The organism is Enterobacter sp. FW301-JW81, from assembly GCF_058788735.1.
This window is the reverse complement of the sequence record NZ_JBYTBA010000011.1, coordinates 61,178-81,495: the sequence shown is the minus strand read 5'-3', so window position 1 is coordinate 81,495 and position 20,318 is coordinate 61,178. Positions and strand designations below refer to the sequence as shown.

The window sequence follows — 20,318 nt, the reverse complement described above, 5'->3', positions numbered from 1 at the left end:
AGTTCAGTCGGTTAGAATACCTGCCTGTCACGCAGGGGGTCGCGGGTTCGAGTCCCGTCCGTTCCGCCACTTATTAAGACATTAAGCCTGCCTAATTGGCAGGCTTAATGGCAAAAAACTTTAGGGGCGTAGCTCAGTTGGTAGAGCACCGGTCTCCAAAACCGGGTGTCGCGAGTTCGAGTCTCTCCGCCCCTGCCATATATAATCCTTTGCTTCGGCAAAGGATTTTTTTTGCCTGAAATACTGTAACCTCCCTCTTCTTAATTTTCAGCCAGCATCTCTGCTGGCTGACATATCAATCCATAACATTGATTTTTAGTAGATCTTTTATCTGCGATTGTTTATCACTATTTTGCAGCCAAATCGCATACAGCGGCCTGGTAAGCGTGGTGGAATCCATCACGGTATGCAGCCCAGCTTTAGTATCGGCCCAGCGAACAGGTAACCAGGTACAACCCTTCAACAAGGACAGCTGCTGACAGGCGATCTCCGCAGAGCTGGTCGTTAACTGTGGGACATCATCAGGGGCAATCAATCCCGTCTCATGCTGCTGAAAATCTGGCCCCCATTCCAGGCGCAAATAGGTCAGGTCACTCTTCATCATTGAAGGTTCAGAGGCATAGAGAGCCAGGCCAAACTGGCCAACAATCTGGCTGCTGAATTCATCCATCTTTGGGGCTTCAGTCGTGATCAAAAGATCAAGCTGGCGCTCATGAAGTTGCTTAACCAGCGACTGCCGTTGCGCAATTCTGGCTTCAAATTGCAAATGACCATGAGAATGATACAGCCGGGTAAGCCACTGACTTAGCATACATTCCCACAGGGACGCGCTGGCCCCTATCGAAAACTCATTGTGCCTGGACGTATGTGCAACCTCTTTACGTGCTGCCTGCCAGGTATTCATCAGCGTTTCTGCGTACGGGAGCAGTTTCTCACCGGCAGGCGTTAAGCGGATGTTGTTGCGATGGCGGGTAAAAAGATTCACACCCAGTTGATTTTCCAGCTGTCGAATACGAAAACTGACCGCTGACTGCGTCAGGTAAAGGGCTTCAGCTGCTCGCCCAAAGTGGCGTGTTCTGCTCACTTCAAGGAAAGTTTTTAGCAATTCCGTATCCACATCTTTCTCCGCAAAATTATTTGTCGTTATGATTTAAATGTTTTGTTTTACACTCTGTCAAGCGTAACTAATACTCCGCGCCATAAATAGCTCGGCCAAAGAATTAGGAGCGTGTAGGATGGCGGAAAGCTTTACGACGACTAATCGTTTTTTCGACAATAAACATTATCCGCGCGGGTTCTCTCGTCACGGCGATTTCACCATCAAAGAGGCGCAGCTGCTTGAGCGTCATGGTTATGCCTTTAACGAGCTGGATCTGGGTAAACGTGAGCCTGCAACTGAAGATGAAAAGCAGTTTGTCTCCGTGTGCCGTGGTGAGCGTGAGCCACAATCTGAAGCAGAACGTGTATGGATCAAGTACATGGCGCGCATTAAGCGTCCAAAGCGTTTCCATACGCTGTCTGGCGGTAAGCCGCAGATGGAAGGTGCAGAAGATTACACCGAGTCTGACGACTAATAAAAAAGGGGCTACGGCCCCTTTTTTACGCCAGTAACTTTTGCAGGTGCACAAGCAAACGGTCGATAGCCCGATAGCTCAACGCTTCCTGCAGATGTTGTCTCTCAATTTCATGGCACTTTTGCACATCGGCGATAGTACGGGCCACTTTTAAGAGGCGCTGCCACGCGCGAATAGAGAGCCCAAAACGCGTCAACGTTTCTTCCAGCCACTTTGCGTCCTCACCCTTTAGCTGGCAAAACTGCCGGATCTCAGCATTATCCAGGCGGGCATTCAGTTTATTTTGCCGCATATACTGCCGGGCCTGAGCAGCGATAACCCTGTCGCGAACCTCTACTGTACTCTCCCCTCTGACACTGCTCTGGCTGAGCAGGCCGGGAGGAGGTAAAGGGATCTCCAGAGATAAATCGAAACGATCCAGGAAAGGGCCCGATAACTTCCCCAGATATCGCAGCGTCTGTTCTGGCGTACAGCGGTTGTGATTCCCCTGATAATGCCCCGATGGGCTGGGGTTCATTGCCGCAACCAGCTGAAACCGCGCGGGATAGCTTATTTTGGCTCTGGTACGTGAGATATGGATCTCACCGGATTCGATGGGCTCCCTTAGGGCATCCAGCACGCGCCGCTCAAACTCAGGAAGCTCATCAAGAAACAGAATACCGTTATGTGCCAGTGAGATCTCTCCCGGCCCCGGGATAGAGCCTCCCCCAACCATGGCCGTCAGTGAAGCGCTGTGATGCGGAGAGCGGAAAGGGCGACGACGCCACTGCTTTTGCAACGACACTGAACTCACCAGACTCAATATCGCAGCGCTTTCCAGTGCTTCATGGTTGTTGAGTGGAGGGAGTAACCCATTCAGCCTGCTCGCCAGCATTGTTTTTCCTGTACCCGGCGGACCAATAAGCAACAGGTTATGCCCGCCGGCGGCGGTGATCTCCAGCGCTCGCTTTCCCTGCTCCTGACCGATGATATCGCTGAGATCGTCGGGACTTTCAGGAATGATATCTTCCGCTTCCTCGGGCTCTGACAACGCATGTCGCCCTTCAAGGTGCGCACAAACCTCCTGCAAATGCCCGGCTATAAGGCATCCTTTCTCGGCTATCAGGCTCACTTCAGCACCATTTTCATTGGCAAGAATGATTTCTCTACCGGCATGAATGGCTTCCAGCGCACCTGAGATGGCGCCAGGAACGCCTCTCAATGCACCTGTAAGCGCCAGTTCACCGATGAACTCATACGAGCCTAGCCTGGATGTATTAAGCTGGTCAGAGGCCGCGAGAAGCGCAATAGCGATAGGTAAATCATATCGCCCTCCCTCTTTGGGCAGATCCGCAGGTGCGAGGTTGATAGTGATCTTCTTCGCCGGGAAGGTATAACCGCTATTGATAATAGCGCTGCGGACCCGGTCCCTGGCTTCTTTCACCGTTGTCTCCGGCAAGCCGACAAGCGTCAATCCAGGGAGTCCGTTACTCAGATGAACCTCTACGGAAATAAGCGGTGCTTTTACTCCAATAGCCGCGCGGGTATAAACAACTGACAGTGACATAAGCACCTCCTCGGGGCTTGACTATGCCAGTGTCGTTTTCGCATATTTAGTGCGATTTTTGTGATTTACTGCAGCTATTCCAGACTTTTAGCGGCAATATGTAATCATTTCATCTTAATGGAAGCCTCATCGCAGAAAAAAATTGCTCGTTTTGATGCCTCCTGTACGCCAAAAAAAATGAAAAATATTCACCATCTATTTTTTTCATATAAGACAATGATTTTTAAAGATATGCTTCGCAAGCTAACCAAAGTGGTCATAAATAAATCTTGTGTTTGATTTAAAAACTGTGATAACTCTTTAGGTATTCCTTCGAACAAGATGCAAAAAGAACTGAAAATGACAGCCCTTCTACGAGTGATTAGCCTGGTCGTGATTAGCGTGGTGGTGATTATTATCCCACCGTGCGGGGCTGCACTTGGACGAGGAAAGGCTTAGAAATCAAGCCTTAACGAACTAAGACCCCCGCACCGAAAGGTCCGGGGGTTTTTTTATGATTAAAAAACGCAAATGAGGAGCAGAGAATGATGACTAGCACAAAATTCTGTTTCTCCCGATTTATGACGGGGAACTAACTATGAATGGGGCACAGTGGGTAGTACATGCGTTGCGCGCGCAGGGAGTCGAAACAGTATTCGGTTATCCAGGTGGCGCAATTATGCCGATTTACGATGCACTGTATGACGGCGGCGTGGAGCACCTGTTGTGCCGACACGAGCAGGGCGCAGCGATGGCGGCGATCGGTTATGCGCGCGCCACCGGTAAAACCGGTGTTTGCATGGCCACCTCCGGCCCCGGGGCAACTAACCTGATCACCGGCCTGGCTGATGCGTTGCTGGATTCCGTTCCCGTTGTTGCCATCACCGGTCAGGTTGCGTCTTCGTTCATCGGTACCGATGCTTTCCAGGAAGTCGACGTACTCGGCTTATCGCTGGCCTGCACCAAACACAGCTTCCTCGTCCAGTCTCTGGAAGAATTGCCGCGCGTAATGGCTGAAGCATTTGAGGTTGCGAGCTCTGGCCGCCCCGGCCCGGTTCTGGTTGATATCCCGAAAGATATCCAGGTAGCTCTCGGCGATCTGGAACCGCACTTCTCCACTGTTGAAAGCGACGATGCGTTTCCGCATGCGGAAGTTGAAGAGGCGCGTCAGATGATATCGCAGGCGAAACAGCCAATGCTGTACGTCGGCGGTGGCGTAGGCATGGCGCAGGCCGTTCCCGCCCTGCGTGAATTTATCGCGGTGACGCAAATGCCTGCCACCTGCACGTTGAAAGGTCTGGGTGCCGTAGACGCGAACTACCCATACTATCTGGGCATGCTGGGGATGCACGGCACTAAAGCGGCAAACCTGGCGGTGCAGGAGTGCGATCTGCTCATCGCCGTAGGCGCCCGTTTTGACGATCGCGTTACCGGCAAGCTGAATACCTTCGCGCCGAATGCCAAAGTGATCCATATGGATATCGACCCGGCGGAAATGAACAAATTGCGTCAGGTGCATGTCGCCTTGCAGGGCGATCTGAATGCGCTGTTACCGGCATTGCTGCAGCCCCTGGATATCAACGCGTGGCGTCAGCACGCCGCAGACATGCGCGCTGAACACGCATGGCGTTACGACCATCCTGGCGACGCCATCTACGCGCCGCTGCTGTTGAAGCAGTTGTCCGACCGTAAACCGGCAGACAGCGTGGTGACGACGGATGTGGGGCAACACCAGATGTGGTCAGCGCAGCACATGACCTACACCCGCCCGGAAAATTTCATCACCTCCAGCGGATTAGGCACGATGGGCTTCGGCTTACCTGCTGCCGTTGGCGCGCAGGTTGCCCGCCCGAACGATACGGTTATCTGTATCTCCGGTGACGGCTCCTTCATGATGAACGTGCAGGAGCTGGGCACCGTGAAGCGCAAGCAGTTACCGCTGAAAATCGTGTTGCTCGATAACCAGCGTTTAGGGATGGTTCGCCAGTGGCAGCAGCTGTTTTTCCAGGAGCGTTACAGCGAAACCACCCTCACCGATAACCCCGATTTCCTCATGTTGGCCAATGCGTTTGGTATCCCCGGCCAGCACATCACCCGTAAAGACCAGGTTGAAGCGGCACTCGACACCATGCTGTCAAGCGAAGGGCCTTACCTGCTTCATGTCTCAATCGACGAGCTTGAGAATGTCTGGCCGTTGGTACCGCCAGGTGCCAGTAACTCACAAATGCTGGAGAAATTATCATGATGCAACATCAGGTTGCCGTGCAGGCTCGCTTCAACCCGGAAACATTAGAACGCGTTTTGCGCGTGGTCCGTCATCGTGGCTTTCAGATTTGCTCTATGAATATGGAGACGGCCACCGATGCGCAAAACATCAGTATCGAATTAACCGTTGCCAGCCCGCGCCCGGTCGACTTACTGTTTAGTCAGTTATCAAAGCTGGTAGACGTTGCCCATGTTGCCATCTGCCAGAGCACAACCACATCACAACAAATCCGCGCTTAAGCGTGACAGGAAGAGAAAATGACGACAAAAAAAGCTGATTACATTTGGTTCAACGGTGAGATGGTTCGCTGGGAGGACGCGAAGGTCCACGTGATGTCCCACGCGCTCCACTACGGTACTTCAGTCTTTGAAGGGATCCGTTGCTACGATTCTCACAAAGGGCCAGTGGTGTTCCGTCATCGTGAACACATGCAGCGTCTGCATGACTCAGCCAAAATTTATCGTTTCCCGGTTTCTCAGAGCGTTGAAGAGCTGATGGAAGCCTGCCGCGAGGTGATTCGCAAGAACAACCTGACCAGCGCCTATATTCGTCCGCTGGTCTTCGTGGGTGACGTCGGTATGGGCGTTAACCCGCCAGCCGGTTACAACACCGATGTGATCATTGCCGCGTTCCCGTGGGGTGCCTACCTGGGTGCAGAAGCTCTGGAGCAGGGGATCGACGCAATGGTCTCTTCCTGGAACCGCGTTGCGCCAAATACTATTCCAACCGCCGCTAAAGCGGGCGGTAACTACCTCTCTTCCCTGCTGGTCGGTAGCGAAGCGCGCCGTCACGGCTACCAGGAAGGTATCGCGCTCGATGTGAATGGCTACATCTCCGAAGGTGCAGGTGAAAACCTGTTTGAAGTGAAAGACGGCATTCTGTTCACGCCGCCATTCACCTCGTCCGCGCTGCCGGGCATCACCCGTGACGCCATCATCAAGCTGGCGAAAGATCTGGGTATCGAAGTGCGCGAGCAGGTTCTGTCCCGTGAATCCCTCTACCTGGCAGATGAAGTCTTTATGTCCGGTACCGCGGCTGAAATCACGCCGGTGCGCAGCGTAGACGGCATTCAGGTGGGCGAAGGCCGCTGTGGCCCGGTTACCAAACGCATTCAGCAAGCCTTCTTCGGCCTCTTTACGGGCGAAACAGAAGACAAATACGGCTGGTTGGATCAGGTTAATCACTAAATATAAATTTGGGACGGCACGCACCGTCCCATTGAACAGTCAGACGGGAGTAAATAAAGCATGCCTAAGTATCGTTCCGCCACCACCACCCACGGCCGCAACATGGCCGGTGCCCGCGCGCTGTGGCGCGCCACCGGAATGACCGACGCCGATTTCGGCAAGCCAATTATCGCCGTGGTGAACTCCTTCACCCAGTTTGTGCCGGGCCATGTGCACCTGCGCGACCTCGGTAAGCTGGTTGCCGAGCAAATCGAAGCGTCCGGCGGTGTGGCGAAAGAGTTCAACACCATTGCGGTGGATGACGGTATCGCGATGGGTCACGGGGGCATGCTCTATTCACTGCCGTCGCGCGAGCTCATCGCCGACTCGGTGGAGTATATGGTTAACGCCCACTGTGCTGATGCGATGGTCTGTATCTCCAACTGCGATAAAATCACCCCGGGGATGCTGATGGCCTCCCTGCGCCTGAACATTCCGGTGATCTTCGTTTCCGGTGGTCCGATGGAAGCAGGTAAAACCAAGCTTTCCGACAAAATCATCAAGCTCGACCTGGTCGATGCGATGATCCAGGGCGCGGACCCGAAAGTCTCTGACGAGCAGAGCGACCAGGTTGAGCGCTCCGCGTGTCCGACCTGCGGCTCCTGTTCCGGGATGTTCACCGCCAACTCCATGAACTGCCTGACTGAAGCGCTGGGCCTGTCCCAGCCTGGCAACGGCTCGCTGCTGGCGACCCACGCAGACCGTAAGCAGCTGTTCCTCAACGCCGGTAAACGCATCGTTGAGCTGACTAAACGCTACTACGAGCAGGACGACGCCAGCGCGCTGCCGCGCAATATCGCCAGCAAAGCGGCGTTTGAAAATGCGATGACGCTGGATATCGCCATGGGCGGCTCCACCAACACCGTTCTGCACCTGCTGGCCGCCGCGCAGGAAGCCGAAATCGACTTCACCATGAGCGACATCGACAAGCTGTCCCGTAAAGTGCCGCAGCTGTGTAAAGTCGCGCCGAGTACCCAGAAATATCATATGGAAGACGTGCACCGCGCGGGCGGCGTGCTGGGTATTCTTGGCGAGCTGGATCGCGCCGGGCTGCTGAACCGTGACGTGAAAAACGTGCTCGGCCTGACGCTGCCGGAGTCGCTGGACCAATACGACGTGATGCTGACCAAAGACGACGCGGTGAAAAAGATGTTCCGTGCGGGCCCGGCGGGCATTCGCACCACTCAGGCGTTCTCCCAGGACTGTCGCTGGGACACCCTGGACGACGACCGCGCCGAAGGCTGCATCCGCTCTCTTGAACACGCCTACAGCAAAGACGGCGGTCTGGCCGTTCTGTACGGTAACTTTGCCGAAAACGGCTGTATCGTGAAAACCGCAGGCGTGGATGACAGCATCCTGAAATTCACCGGCCCGGCAAAAGTGTACGAAAGCCAGGACGACGCGGTGGATGCTATCCTCGGTGGCAAAGTGGTAGAAGGCGACGTGGTTGTCATCCGCTACGAAGGGCCAAAGGGCGGCCCCGGCATGCAGGAGATGCTCTACCCAACCACCTTCCTGAAATCGATGGGCCTCGGTAAAGCCTGCGCGCTGATCACCGACGGTCGTTTCTCCGGTGGGACCTCCGGTCTCTCCATCGGCCACGTCTCGCCAGAAGCGGCAAGCGGCGGCAACATCGCCATCATCGAAGATGGCGACCTGATCGAAATCGACATTCCGAATCGGGGTATTCAGCTGAAGCTGAGCGACCAGGAAATTGCGGCCCGTCGTGAAGCGCAGGAAGCGCGCGGCGACAAAGCCTGGACGCCGAAAGATCGCCAGCGCGAAGTCTCCTTCGCCCTGCGTGCTTACGCGAGCCTTGCCACCAGTGCAGATAAAGGCGCGGTGCGCGATAAATCTAAACTTGGGGGCTAATGATGGCCGAGTCGCAACCCTTATCCGCCGCCCCTGAGGGGGCGGAATATCTCCGTGCGGTGCTACGCGCGCCGGTCTATGAAGCCGTGCAGGTCACGCCCCTGCAGAAAATGGAAAAACTCTCTTCGCGCCTCGATAACGTGATTCTGGTGAAGCGCGAAGACCGCCAGCCGGTGCACAGCTTCAAGCTGCGCGGAGCCTACGCGATGATGGCCGGGCTGACCGACGAGCAAAAAGCGCGCGGCGTGATTACCGCCTCGGCGGGTAACCACGCCCAGGGCGTTGCGTTCTCGTCTGCCCGTCTGGGGCTAAAGGCACTGATCGTGATGCCGGTCGCCACGGCGGATATCAAGGTCGATGCGGTGCGCGGTTTTGGCGGTGAAGTGCTGCTACACGGCGCCAATTTTGACGAAGCGAAAGCCAAAGCGATCGAGCTGGCGCAGCAGCAGGGTTTTACCTGGGTGCCGCCGTTCGATCATCCGATGGTGATTGCCGGTCAGGGCACGCTGGCGCTTGAGCTGCTGCAGCAGGACGCTCATCTCGACCGCGTATTCGTTCCGGTTGGCGGTGGCGGCCTTGCGGCAGGTGTCGCGGTGCTGATCAAGCAGCTGATGCCGCAGATCAAAGTCATTGCCGTGGAAGCGGAAGACTCTGCCTGCCTGAAGGCGGCGCTGGATGCGGGTCATCCGGTAGACCTGCCGCGCGTCGGGCTGTTTGCTGAAGGCGTGGCGGTTAAGCGCATCGGCGATGAAACCTTCCGCCTCTGCCAGGAGTATCTTGACGATATTGTCACCGTCGACAGCGATGCCATCTGCGCGGCGATGAAGGATCTGTTCGAGGATGTGCGTGCGGTGGCGGAACCGTCCGGCGCGCTGGCGCTGGCGGGTATGAAAAAATACATCGCCCAGCACAACATTCGCGGCGAGCGTCTGGCGCACGTGCTTTCAGGGGCTAACGTCAACTTCCACGGCCTGCGCTACGTTTCCGAGCGGTGCGAGCTGGGGGAACAGCGTGAAGCGCTGCTGGCAGTGACCATTCCGGAAGAGAAGGGCAGCTTCCTCAAGTTCTGCCAGTTGCTGGGCGGCCGTTCTGTCACGGAATTTAACTACCGTTTCGCCGATGCCAAAGACGCCTGCATTTTTGTCGGCGTGCGTTTAAGCCGTGGCCTGGAGGAGCGTAAAGAGATCCTCAGCCTGCTGCACAACGGTGGCTATAGCGTGGTGGATCTTTCCGACGATGAAATGGCGAAGCTGCACGTGCGCTACATGGTCGGCGGCCGTCCCTCGAAGCCGCTCCAGGAACGCCTGTTCAGCTTTGAGTTCCCGGAATCACCGGGTGCGTTGCTCAAGTTCCTGCATACGCTGGGCACCCACTGGAACATTTCCCTGTTCCACTACCGCAGCCACGGCACCGATTACGGCCGCGTGCTGGCGGCGTTCGAGCTGGGCGAGCACGAGCCGGATTTCGAAACGCGGTTGAACGAGCTGGGCTATGAGTGCCACGATGAAACCCATAACCCGGCGTTCCGTTTCTTCCTGGCAGGCTAAGCGTAGCGCCACTCGGCTTTAATGGTTCGGCAATATCTTCCAGAACGCATCAATAAGCGGCTCATGTAGCCGCTTTTTTTGTGCGCATACGCCAAGTTCGAACGGCGTCTTCTCGTCGCTGCGATCGAGAATCATCACGCGATTGCGCACCGGCTCCGGGCTGTTTTCCAGCACCACTTCCGGCAGCAGCGCCACGCCGCAGCCGAGCGCCACCATCGACACCATCGCCTCATGGCCGCTGACCGTGGCGTAAATCGACGGGTTGCTGATTTTCTGCCGACGGAACCACAGCTCGATGCGTCGACGTACCGGTCCCTGATCGGCCATGATAAACGGCACCGCCGACCAGTCCGGCTTTTCCACCGATACCTGATTACGCACCGGGCAGGGCAGGGCCGGCGCGATCAGCACCACCGCCAGATTCTCCAGCATGGAGAACGCCACTGCGCCCGGCAGGGTTTCAGGTTTGCCGGCAATGGCGAGATCCGCCTCGCCCGTGACCACTTTTTCCATCGCGTCGGCGGCATCGCCGGTGGTGAGTTTAATTTCAACCGACGGGTGTGCCGCGCGGAAGCGGTCAAGAATGGGCGGCAGATGGCTATAGGCGGCGGTCACGGAGCAGAAAATATGCAGTTCACCGGAGAGTGATGGCCCCTGCTGATCGATAGAGTGCCGCAGCTGCTGATACTGCAGCAACGTCTGCTGGGAAAAAATGCGCAGTTCTTCACCTGCTTCCGTGAGCGTAACGGTGCGGTTATCACGCACGAACAGCGGCTGGCCGAGGTCTTCCTCAAGGCGCTGGATCTGGCGTGAAAGCGTGGAAGGACTCACGTGCATCGCCCGGGCGCTGCGGCCAAAATGGCGGCTTTCCGCCAGGTGCAGGAACATTTTCAGATCGCGTAAATCCACCGACTCCACTCCCTCTTTTTACATTGCAAAAATTGCAATATGACGTTGTGAATATATCAATTTCCGCAATAAATTTCCTGTTGTAATGTGGGTACATTCTCGCTGAAACGCGAACCGAACAATAAGACACACAACATCACGAGGTATCACCCATGGCTAACTACTTTAATACACTGAACTTGCGCCAGCAGCTGGCGCAGCTGGGCAAATGCCGCTTCATGGCGCGCGACGAATTTGCCGATGGCGCGAGCTACCTTCAGGGTAAAAAAGTGGTCATCGTCGGCTGTGGCGCACAGGGTCTGAACCAGGGCCTGAACATGCGTGACTCCGGTCTGGATATCTCCTACGCTCTGCGCAAAGAAGCGATTGCTGAGAAGCGTGCCTCCTGGCGTAAAGCGACCGAAAACGGCTTCAAAGTGGGCACCTACGAAGAGCTGATCCCGCAGGCGGATCTGGTGGTTAACCTGACGCCAGACAAACAGCACTCTGACGTTGTACGTTCCGTACAGCCGCTGATGAAAGACGGCGCGGCGCTGGGTTACTCCCACGGCTTCAACATCGTTGAAGTTGGCGAGCAGATCCGTAAAGACATCACCGTGGTGATGGTGGCACCGAAATGTCCGGGTACGGAAGTGCGTGAAGAGTACAAGCGTGGCTTCGGCGTGCCGACCCTGATCGCCGTTCACCCGGAAAACGATCCAAAAGGCGAAGGTATGGCCATTGCCAAAGCATGGGCAGCGGCGACCGGCGGCCACCGTGCGGGCGTACTGGAATCTTCCTTCGTTGCAGAAGTGAAATCTGACCTGATGGGCGAACAGACCATTCTGTGCGGCATGCTGCAGGCGGGCTCTCTACTGTGCTTCGACAAGCTGGTGGCAGAAGGTACCGACCCGGCCTACGCGGAAAAACTGATTCAGTTCGGCTGGGAAACCATCACCGAAGCGCTGAAGCAGGGCGGCATCACCCTGATGATGGACCGTCTGTCCAACCCGGCGAAACTGCGTGCTTACGCGCTGTCTGAACAGCTGAAAACCATCATGGCGCCGCTGTTCCAGAAACACATGGACGACATTATCTCCGGCGAGTTCTCTTCCGGCATGATGGCGGACTGGGCGAACGACGATAAGAAACTGCTGACCTGGCGTGAAGAGACCGGTAAAACCGCGTTCGAAACTGCGCCACAGTATGAAGGTAAAATCGGCGAGCAGGAGTACTTCGATAAAGGCGTACTGATGATCGCGATGGTGAAAGCAGGCGTTGAACTGGCGTTCGAAACCATGGTGGATTCCGGCATCATCGAAGAGTCTGCGTACTATGAATCGCTGCACGAGCTGCCGCTGATCGCGAACACCATCGCCCGTAAGCGTCTGTATGAAATGAACGTGGTTATTTCTGATACCGCAGAATACGGTAACTACCTGTTCTCTTACGCCTGCGTACCGCTGCTGAAAGAGTTTATGACCACCCTGCAGACCGGCGATCTGGGCAAGGCAATTGCGGAAGGTGCCGTGGATAACGCGCAGCTGCGCGATGTGAACGAAGCAATTCGCGGCCACCAGATCGAGAAAGTGGGTCACAAACTGCGCGGTTACATGACCGATATGAAGCGTATTGCAGTAGCGGGTTAACAACCTTGTCGGGTGGCGCTTCGCTTACCCGACCTACAAAACCGTAAGATGTAGGCCGGGTAAGGCGCAGCCGCCACCCGGCTTTTTTATTTGCGATACAATACCTTGATAATGTGATAACCGAACTGGGTATGCAGCGGGCCGGTTGGCTCCAGTACCGGGCAGGAGAACACCACTTTATCGAACGCCGGAACCATCTGGCCCTGGCGGAATTCACCCAGGTCACCGCCGCGTTTGCCTGACGGGCAGATGGAGTGCTTCTTCGCCAGCTTACCGAAGTCGGCACCGTTTTTAATCTGCTCCAGAAGATCTAAAGCCAGTTTCTCTTCTTTAACGAGGATATGCACTGCTGCTGCTGTTTTTGCCATGATCGAGCCTTGAATAGGTTGAAATAAATCGGGGCGCAATATACCACGCGTCAGCGGCGATAAAGCACCTTAATGATATGGTAGCCAAATTTGGTTTTTACCGGGCCGTAGGGCTTCAGAAGCGGGCAGCTAAAGACCGCCTGATCGAACGGGCCGACCATCGCACCTTGCTGAAATTCCCCAAGATCTCCTCCAATGCGCCCGGAAGGGCATTTAGAGTAGCGTTTTGCCAGATGATCAAAGCTGATGCCGCGTTCCAGCTTGGCCAGGATCTCCTGAGCCAGTTTCTCTTCTTTTACCAGAATATGCAGGGCTGCTGCGGTCTTTTTCATGGTTCTGCTCTACGGGTTAATCGCGATTTCTCCACTTTATCATTAGCCGGTAAATCTGCGTCCGGCTTTCTGCTACAATCCACACCCCGTTCGAAGATTGAGCAACCATCCCATGCGTTTAAACCCTGGACAACAACAAGCGGTCGAATTCGTTACTGGACCATGCCTGGTGCTGGCAGGGGCCGGTTCGGGTAAAACCCGCGTAATCACCAACAAAATTGCGCACCTGATCCGCGGCTGTGGCTATCAGGCCCGGCACATTGCGGCAGTGACCTTTACCAATAAAGCGGCGCGTGAGATGAAAGAGCGTGTCGGCCAGACGCTGGGACGTAAAGAGGCGCGCGGCCTGATGATCTCAACGTTCCACACGCTGGGACTGGATATCATCAAGCGCGAATATGCGGCCCTGGGAATGAAGTCCAACTTCTCGCTCTTCGATGACACCGACCAGGTGGCGCTGCTCAAAGAGCTCACCGAGGGTCTGATCGAAGATGATAAGGTGCTGCTGCAGCAGCTGATCTCGACGATCTCCAACTGGAAAAACGATCTGATGACCCCGGCCCAGGCCGCGGCGATCGCCAAAGGCGAACGAGATCGGATCTTCGCCCACTGCTATGGTCTGTACGATGCGCATATGAAAGCGTGTAACGTGCTGGACTTTGACGACCTGATCCTGCTGCCCACGCTGCTGCTGCAGCGCAATGAAGAGGTGCGCGAGCGCTGGCAGAATAAAATCTGCTACCTGCTGGTGGATGAATATCAGGATACCAACACCAGCCAGTACGAGCTGGTGAAGCTGCTGGTGGGGCAGCGCGCGCGTTTCACCGTGGTTGGCGATGACGACCAGTCAATTTACTCCTGGCGCGGCGCGCGCCCGCAAAACCTGGTGCTGCTGAGTAAGGATTTTCCGGCGCTGCAGGTGATTAAGCTTGAGCAGAACTACCGCTCATCGGGGCGCATCCTTAAGGCGGCAAATATCCTGATCGCCAACAACCCGCACGTGTTTGAGAAGCGCCTGTTCTCCGAGCTGGGTTACGGGACGGAGCTGAAAGTCCTCAGCGCCAACAATGAAGAGCATGAAGCGGAGCGCGTCACGGGCGAACTTATTGCTCACCACTTCGTCAATAAAACCGAATATAAGGATTACGCGATCCTCTATCGCGGTAATCACCAGTCGCGCGTCTTTGAAAAGATGCTGATGCAGAACCGCATTCCGTACAAAATTTCCGGCGGCACTTCGTTCTTCTCGCGGCCTGAAATCAAAGACCTGCTGGCCTATCTGCGCGTACTCACTAACCCGGACGACGACAGCGCGTTTCTGCGCATTGTGAATACGCCAAAACGTGAGATTGGCCCGGCGACGCTGCAAAAGCTCGGGGAATGGGCAATGACGCGTAACAAAAGCTTGTTCACCGCCAGCTTCGACATGGGGCTGAGCCAGACCTTAAGTGGACGCGGATATGATTCGTTAACGCGATTCACCCACTGGCTTGGCGAAGTGCAGCGGCTGGCAGAGCGCGAACCGATTGCCGCCGTACGGGATCTGATCCACGGCATCGACTACGAGTCGTGGCTATACGAAACCTCGGCCAGCCCGAAAGCGGCTGAGATGCGCATGAAAAACGTTAACCAGCTCTTTAGCTGGATGACTGAAATGCTGGAAGGTTCTGAAATCGACGAGCCCATGACCCTGACGCAGGTGGTCACCCGCTTTACCCTGCGCGATATGATGGAGCGCGGCGAGAGCGAAGAAGAGGCCGATCAGGTTCAGCTGATGACGCTGCATGCGTCCAAAGGTCTGGAATTCCCGTATGTGTATCTGGTCGGCATGGAAGAGGGATTATTACCGCACCAGAGCAGCATTGATGAAGACAACGTCGACGAGGAGCGCCGTCTGGCCTATGTGGGGATCACCCGGGCGCAGAAAGAGCTGACGTTCACGCTGTGTAAAGAGCGCCGTCAGTACGGTGAACTGGTGCGCCCGGAGCCGAGCCGTTTCCTGCTGGAACTGCCGCAGGATGACCTGATCTGGGAACAGGAGCGCAAAGTGATTACCGCTGAAGAGCGTATGCACAAGGGGCAGGCTAACGTGGCGAATATTCGCGCCATGCTGGCAAAAGCCAAAGAGAAAGGATAAGTCCGGAGGGACTTGTAGGCCGGGTAAGCGCAGCGCCACCCGGCATTTTTCACTATCTTACTTTACTTCTAACACCCAGTGCACATAGCTTTGCCACTGGCACTCCTGCTCGATCATCTCTGCTCCAAGCGGGTGATGTTCAATCCAGTTTTCCGGCAGCGTCAGAGACAGTTTTTCGTCATCGGCAACCAGGCTGATAGCAGGGAGCAAATCATCGCGACGACGGCTGGCAAACAGGATGGCCAGGCGCAGCAGGCGGCACATGTGCTCCGCCACGCGCGGCGGTACGGCGTTTTGCTGATGCAAAGAGGAGAGATCAACGGCATTGGTCTGGTTCAGCAGCAGCGTTGCCAGCAATTTTTTCTGCGCGGGCGTATAGCCCGGTAAATCAAGATTACGCACCAGATACGCTGCGTGAGCAGGGGCCTGCTTAAAATCTATGCTTAATCCCACTTCGTGTAGCGCACAGGCGCTCAGCAACAAATCGCGGCTCAGATGGTCGAGATCCCAGACGTTAGCGACCTGATCGGCGAAGCGTGACGCCAGCTGCGCCACGCGTCCGGCCTGCTCGATATCAACCAGAAAGCGGCGCTGCACGTTGCGCAGGGTGCGGCTGCGAATGTCCTGATCGACCGACAGATGCAACATCCCATAGACCAGGCCTTCGCGCAGCGCGCCGCCAGCCAGCGTCATACAGGTAATGTTGAGCTCGGTGAAAATCGCAATCAGAATGGCCAGCCCGCTCGGGAAGACCAGCGCGCGTTCAAGCGTCAGACCTTCAATTTCAAGCTCTTCCAGCCGTCCGCACTGAATGGCGCGCTGTTTAAGCTGCTGAAGTTTGGCAAGCGTAATCCGCTCGTCCATTCCCTGCGCCATCATGATTTCCTGCAGGGCCTGCACGGTCCCCGACGCGCCCACGCAGACTTTCCAGCCGTGATAGCGCAGTTCATCCATGACGGGACGTAACACCTCGCGCGCGGCATTTTCTGCTTCGTCGAAGTTCTCTTTACCCAGATTTCGGTCAGCAAAGTAGCGCTCAAGCCAGGTCACGCAGCCCATCGAGAGGCTGAATAGCGACGTCGCCTGCGCGCCGGTGCCGGTAACCAGTTCTGTGCTGGCACCGCCGATATCCACGACCAGGCGGCGATCGTCACCCCCCGTGGTGTGCGCCACGCCCTGATAAATCAGGCGAGCTTCTTCTTCACCGCTGATAACCTGAACCGGACAGCCCAGAATTTCCTGTGCTCTGGCAATGAAATCTACGGCGTTGACAGCCAGTCGGAGCGTCGCGGTGGCGACGACGGTGATTTGGGCATGAGGGATATCCTGCAGACGCTCAGCAAAGAGTCGCAGACACTGCCAGCCACGTTCCATGGCTTCAGGTGAGAGGTAATTGTCGCTGCTCAGGCCCGCCGCGAGGCGGACCTTGCGCTTAATGCGCGTCAGCGTTTGTATGCTTCCTGCCACCTCGCGCACAACCAGCATATGAAAACTATTCGAGCCGAGATCGATTGCTGCATAAAGCGAGGTGGAGCTGAGCATATTTTCTTAACCTGAACGACGACGATTACGCGGTGCGCCGCCTGAACGACGCGGACCATTGCCGGAGCGTGGGCGGGTAAGACGCTTAGGCGGCGGCAGTTCGCTTAACAGCGCTTCCGGGTTGTATTTGCTCTGCGGAATAGAGTGACCGATGTAAGTCTCAATGGCTGGAAGATTCAGCGCATACTCTTCACACGCAAGGCTAATAGAGTGACCGCTTGCGCCCGCACGACCGGTACGACCGATACGGTGTACATAGTCTTCGCAGTCGTCTGGCAGGTCATAGTTAAACACATGCGTCACGGCTGGAATGTGCAAACCACGTGCTGCCACGTCGGTTGCGACCAGAATATCGAGATCGCCACGGGTGAACTCTTCGAGAATACGCAGGCGTTTTTTCTGCGCCACGTCGCCGGTCAACAGGCCAACACGGTGACCGTCTGCCGCCAGATGGCCCCAGATGTCTTCACAACGGTGTTTGGTGTTTGCGAAGATAATGGCGCGGTCTGGCCACTCTTCTTCAATCAGCGTTTGCAGCAGACGCATTTTCTCTTCATTAGAAGGATAGAAGAGCTCTTCTTTAATGCGGTGACCCGTTTTCTGCTCAGGTTCCACTTCTACATATTCGGCGTTGTTCATCTGTTCGAACGCCAGTTCGCGAACGCGGTACGAGAGGGTTGCAGAGAACAGCATATTCAGACGCTGATTAGCCGGAGGCATACGGCGGAACAGCCAGCGGATGTCTTTAATGAAGCCCAGATCGTACATGCGGTCAGCTTCATCAAGCACCACAACCTGGATTGCGCCGAGGTTAATGTGGTTCTGTTTGGCGTAATCAATAAGACGGCCGGTGGTACCGATCAGGATATCCACACCGCTTTCCAGCACTTTCAGCTGCTTATCGTAGCCATCGCCGCCATAGGCCAGGCCAAGCTTCAGGCCGGTAGCCTGCGCCAGGGGTTCAGCGTCTGCGTGGATCTGTACCGCCAGTTCTCGCGTCGGGGCCATAATTAGCGCGCGCGGCTGGTTAACTTTGCGGTCTGCAATCGCTGGGTGAGAAAGTAAATAATGAAACGTTGACGTCAAAAACGCCATCGTTTTGCCGGTACCGGTTTGCGCCTGCCCGGCAACATCGCGACCGGCCAGCGTCAGCGGCAGCGCGAGGGCCTGAATGGGCGTGCAGTTATGAAACCCTTTATTTTCAAGGGCTTCGATTACCTTTGCGTGCAGGGCGAAGTCGGAAAACTTCTGTTCTGTTAAATGTGTTTTGCTCATAGTGTGGTAGAATATCAGCTTACTATTGCTTTACGAAAGCGTATCCGGTGAAATAAAGTCAACCTTTAGTTGGTTAATGCGACATCAACACGTCGTTGGTGGAGACAAAACCAACGTACCAGGCTTATTCCTGTGGAGTTATATATGAGCGATAAAATTATTCACCTGACTGACGACAGTTTTGACACGGACGTACTTAAGGCTGACGGGCTGATCCTCGTCGATTTCTGGGCTGAATGGTGTGGTCCTTGCAAAATGATCGCCCCGATTCTGGATGAGATCGCCGACGAATATCAGGGCAAACTGACCGTTGCCAAGCTGAACATCGACCAGAACCCGGGCACCGCGCCAAAATACGGTATCCGCGGCATCCCGACCCTGCTGCTGTTCAAAAACGGCGAAGTGGCGGCGACCAAAGTGGGCGCGCTGTCCAAAGGTCAACTGAAAGAGTTCCTGGACGCTAACCTGGCGTAAGGTTTCTCCGCTGTGCGTCCAGAGCATCTGGCTAAATGATGTGGAACTCTGGACGCCCGGCTGAAGTCGTGCTAAGTTAGCTATGACTTCGTTTTAAACATATCTTGTTGTTTGAATCTTGTTTTACCCGATACTTCCCGTTGTTGACATAAACAGTGCGTGAAGTGGCTAAATTCCGGGCTTGTCACTCAATCCGTCTTGTCGTTTCAGTTCTGCGTTCTTTCCCTGTGACCAGACAGCGAACAGACATGAGGTGATGGCCGCTAAACAGGCATGGATGACCCTGCCATACCATTCACAACATTAAGTTCGAGAATCACCCCGAGTTTAAGAACCCACACCATTATGAATCTTACCGAATTAAAGAATACGCCGGTTTCTGAGCTGATCACTCTCGGCGAAAATATGGGGCTGGAAAACCAGGCTCGTATGCGCAAGCAGGACATCATTTTCGCCATCCTGAAGCAGCACGCTAAGAGTGGCGAAGATATCTTTGGCGACGGTGTGCTGGAGATATTGCAAGACGGATTTGGTTTCCTCCGCTCTGCAGACAGCTCCTACCTCGCCGGCCCTGACGACATCTACGTATCCCCCAGCCAAATCCGCCGTTTCAACCTCCGCACTGGTGACACCATTTCAGGTAAGATTCGTCCTCCTAAAGAGGGTGAACGCTACTTTGCGCTGTTGAAAGTTAACGAAGTTAACTACGACAAACCGGAAAATTCGCGCAATAAGATCCTGTTCGAGAACTTGACGCCACTGCACGCAAACTCTCGTCTGCGCATGGAGCGTGGTAACGGTTCTACCGAAGACTTAACCGCTCGCGTTCTGGATCTGGCTTCTCCAATTGGTCGTGGTCAGCGTGGTCTGATTGTAGCGCCGCCAAAAGCGGGTAAAACCATGCTGCTGCAGAACATTGCGCAGAGCATCGCCTACAACCACCCAGACTGCGTGCTGATGGTGCTGCTGATTGACGAACGTCCGGAAGAAGTGACCGAGATGCAGCGTCTGGTTAAAGGTGAAGTTGTCGCTTCTACCTTTGATGAACCGGCATCTCGCCACGTTCAGGTAGCAGAAATGGTTATCGAGAAGGCAAAACGCCTGGTTGAGCACAAGAAAGACGTGATCATCCTGCTCGACTCCATTACGCGTCTGGCGCGTGCCTACAACACCGTTGTCCCGGCTTCCGGTAAAGTGCTGACCGGTGGTGTGGATGCTAACGCCCTGCATCGTCCGAAACGCTTCTTCGGTGCGGCACGTAACGTGGAAGAGGGCGGCAGCCTGACCATCATCGCGACGGCGCTGATCGATACCGGTTCCAAAATGGACGAAGTCATTTACGAAGAGTTTAAAGGTACAGGCAACATGGAACTGCATCTCTCTCGTAAAATTGCTGAGAAACGCGTCTTCCCGGCAATCGACTACAACCGTTCCGGTACCCGTAAAGAAGAGCTGCTCACCACACAGGAAGAGCTGCAGAAAATGTGGATCCTGCGCAAAATCATTCATCCAATGGGTGAAATTGACGCGATGGAGTTCCTCATTAACAAACTGGCGATGACCAAAACAAACGACGATTTCTTCGACATGATGAAACGCTCGTAACGCAAATAAAGCCAGTGAACGCCACGTTTTTACGTGGC

At 55.3% G+C, this 20,318-nt stretch carries 19 protein-coding genes and 1 tRNA gene; 13 read left to right on the top strand and 7 right to left on the bottom strand.

Translation table 11 applies throughout. From position 1 onward, the window contains the following. Window positions 1-122: 122 nt before the first annotated feature. Window positions 123-198: transfer RNA gene (locus tag AC3WOK_RS23165), tRNA-Trp, on the top strand. 97 nt (window positions 199-295) lie between these two features. On the opposite strand, the gene hdfR is transcribed toward AC3WOK_RS23165, so the two are convergent. Further along, on the bottom strand, window positions 296-1,117 hold the full coding sequence (gene hdfR, locus AC3WOK_RS23160) for an HTH-type transcriptional regulator HdfR (RefSeq protein ID WP_248230086.1): 822 nt from the start codon (window positions 1,115-1,117) through the stop codon (window positions 296-298). Window positions 1,118-1,235: 118 nt separating this feature from the next. Between hdfR and AC3WOK_RS23155 the strand changes: the two genes are divergently transcribed. Beyond that, window positions 1,236-1,574, top strand: coding sequence for a MaoP family protein (locus AC3WOK_RS23155; protein ID WP_008501577.1), 339 nt, complete (start codon window positions 1,236-1,238; stop codon window positions 1,572-1,574). A 25-nt stretch (window positions 1,575-1,599) separates the two neighbouring features. Here the strand turns inward: AC3WOK_RS23155 and AC3WOK_RS23150 are convergent, their stop codons facing one another. Continuing rightward, window positions 1,600-3,120 carry a YifB family Mg chelatase-like AAA ATPase gene (locus AC3WOK_RS23150; RefSeq protein WP_063431719.1) on the bottom strand — a complete coding sequence of 507 codons (1,521 nt, stop codon included), beginning with the start codon at window positions 3,118-3,120 and terminating at the stop codon, window positions 1,600-1,602. Window positions 3,121-3,459: 339 nt separating this feature from the next. Between AC3WOK_RS23150 and ilvL the strand changes: the two genes are divergently transcribed. The 7 genes from ilvL to ilvA all read left to right on the top strand — a co-directional run bounded on the left by ilvL (window position 3,460) and on the right by ilvA (window position 10,010). Continuing rightward, window positions 3,460-3,558, top strand: coding sequence for an ilv operon leader peptide (ilvL, locus tag AC3WOK_RS23145; protein WP_001311244.1), 99 nt, complete (start codon window positions 3,460-3,462; stop codon window positions 3,556-3,558). Between the two features lie 86 nt (window positions 3,559-3,644). Next, entirely contained in the window at window positions 3,645-3,695 is a 51-nt protein-coding gene (ilvX, locus tag AC3WOK_RS23140; protein ID WP_211356990.1) for a peptide IlvX, read from the top strand. 2 nt (window positions 3,696-3,697) lie between these two features. Beyond that, window positions 3,698-5,344 (top strand): acetolactate synthase 2 catalytic subunit, encoded by a 1,647-nt coding sequence (gene ilvG, locus AC3WOK_RS23135; RefSeq protein WP_492355163.1) that lies wholly within the window; start codon window positions 3,698-3,700, stop codon window positions 5,342-5,344. Next, a complete protein-coding gene (gene ilvM, locus AC3WOK_RS23130) occupies window positions 5,341-5,604 on the top strand; it encodes an acetolactate synthase 2 small subunit (RefSeq protein WP_003860184.1) in 264 nt (87 codons plus the stop codon). The genes ilvG and ilvM overlap by 4 nt, the downstream gene beginning before the upstream one ends. Window positions 5,605-5,622: 18 nt before the next feature. After that, window positions 5,623-6,552, top strand: coding sequence for a branched-chain-amino-acid transaminase (gene ilvE / locus AC3WOK_RS23125; protein ID WP_059311512.1), 930 nt, complete (start codon window positions 5,623-5,625; stop codon window positions 6,550-6,552). Window positions 6,553-6,612: 60 nt separating this feature from the next. Further along, window positions 6,613-8,463 carry a dihydroxy-acid dehydratase gene (ilvD, locus tag AC3WOK_RS23120; RefSeq protein ID WP_047345484.1) on the top strand — a complete coding sequence of 617 codons (1,851 nt, stop codon included), beginning with the start codon at window positions 6,613-6,615 and terminating at the stop codon, window positions 8,461-8,463. A gap of 2 nt (window positions 8,464-8,465) precedes the next feature. Next, window positions 8,466-10,010 (top strand): threonine ammonia-lyase, biosynthetic, encoded by a 1,545-nt coding sequence (gene ilvA, locus AC3WOK_RS23115; RefSeq protein WP_123138600.1) that lies wholly within the window; start codon window positions 8,466-8,468, stop codon window positions 10,008-10,010. 18 nt (window positions 10,011-10,028) lie between these two features. Here ilvA and ilvY read toward each other — a convergent pair whose 3' ends face one another. Beyond that, window positions 10,029-10,919, bottom strand: a complete 891-nt coding sequence (gene ilvY, locus AC3WOK_RS23110) for an HTH-type transcriptional activator IlvY (RefSeq protein ID WP_492355162.1) — start codon at window positions 10,917-10,919, stop codon at window positions 10,029-10,031. A 152-nt stretch (window positions 10,920-11,071) separates the two neighbouring features. On the opposite strand from ilvY, the gene ilvC reads away from it, so the two are divergent. After that, window positions 11,072-12,547, top strand: a complete 1,476-nt coding sequence (gene ilvC / locus AC3WOK_RS23105) for a ketol-acid reductoisomerase (protein WP_047345481.1) — start codon at window positions 11,072-11,074, stop codon at window positions 12,545-12,547. Between the two features lie 86 nt (window positions 12,548-12,633). On the opposite strand, the gene ppiC (AC3WOK_RS23100) is transcribed toward ilvC, so the two are convergent. After that, window positions 12,634-12,915, bottom strand: a complete 282-nt coding sequence (ppiC, locus tag AC3WOK_RS23100) for a peptidylprolyl isomerase PpiC (RefSeq protein WP_023309650.1) — start codon at window positions 12,913-12,915, stop codon at window positions 12,634-12,636. Between the two features lie 50 nt (window positions 12,916-12,965). After that, window positions 12,966-13,247: a peptidylprolyl isomerase PpiC gene (gene ppiC, locus AC3WOK_RS23095; RefSeq protein WP_492355161.1), complete on the bottom strand. Its 282-nt coding sequence runs from the start codon at window positions 13,245-13,247 to the stop codon at window positions 12,966-12,968. A 112-nt stretch (window positions 13,248-13,359) separates the two neighbouring features. Between ppiC (AC3WOK_RS23095) and rep the strand changes: the two genes are divergently transcribed. Further along, on the top strand, window positions 13,360-15,384 hold the full coding sequence (gene rep, locus AC3WOK_RS23090; protein ID WP_492355160.1) for a DNA helicase Rep: 2,025 nt from the start codon (window positions 13,360-13,362) through the stop codon (window positions 15,382-15,384). 57 nt (window positions 15,385-15,441) lie between these two features. Here rep and gppA read toward each other — a convergent pair whose 3' ends face one another. Both gppA and rhlB read right to left on the bottom strand, forming a co-directional pair. Next, window positions 15,442-16,926, bottom strand: a complete 1,485-nt coding sequence (gppA, locus tag AC3WOK_RS23085; RefSeq protein ID WP_492355159.1) for a guanosine-5'-triphosphate,3'-diphosphate diphosphatase — start codon at window positions 16,924-16,926, stop codon at window positions 15,442-15,444. A 6-nt stretch (window positions 16,927-16,932) separates the two neighbouring features. After that, window positions 16,933-18,201: an ATP-dependent RNA helicase RhlB gene (gene rhlB, locus AC3WOK_RS23080; RefSeq protein ID WP_047345477.1), complete on the bottom strand. Its 1,269-nt coding sequence runs from the start codon at window positions 18,199-18,201 to the stop codon at window positions 16,933-16,935. A 144-nt stretch (window positions 18,202-18,345) separates the two neighbouring features. Here rhlB and trxA point away from each other — a divergent pair, with 144 nt between their 5' ends. Together trxA and rho are read left to right on the top strand one after the other, a co-directional pair. Then, complete coding sequence (trxA, locus tag AC3WOK_RS23075) at window positions 18,346-18,675, top strand: thioredoxin TrxA (protein ID WP_006179218.1); 330 nt, start codon at window positions 18,346-18,348, stop codon at window positions 18,673-18,675. A 345-nt stretch (window positions 18,676-19,020) separates the two neighbouring features. Further along, window positions 19,021-20,280 carry a transcription termination factor Rho gene (gene rho, locus AC3WOK_RS23070; protein WP_001054528.1) on the top strand — a complete coding sequence of 420 codons (1,260 nt, stop codon included), beginning with the start codon at window positions 19,021-19,023 and terminating at the stop codon, window positions 20,278-20,280. Window positions 20,281-20,318: the final 38 nt, after the last annotated feature.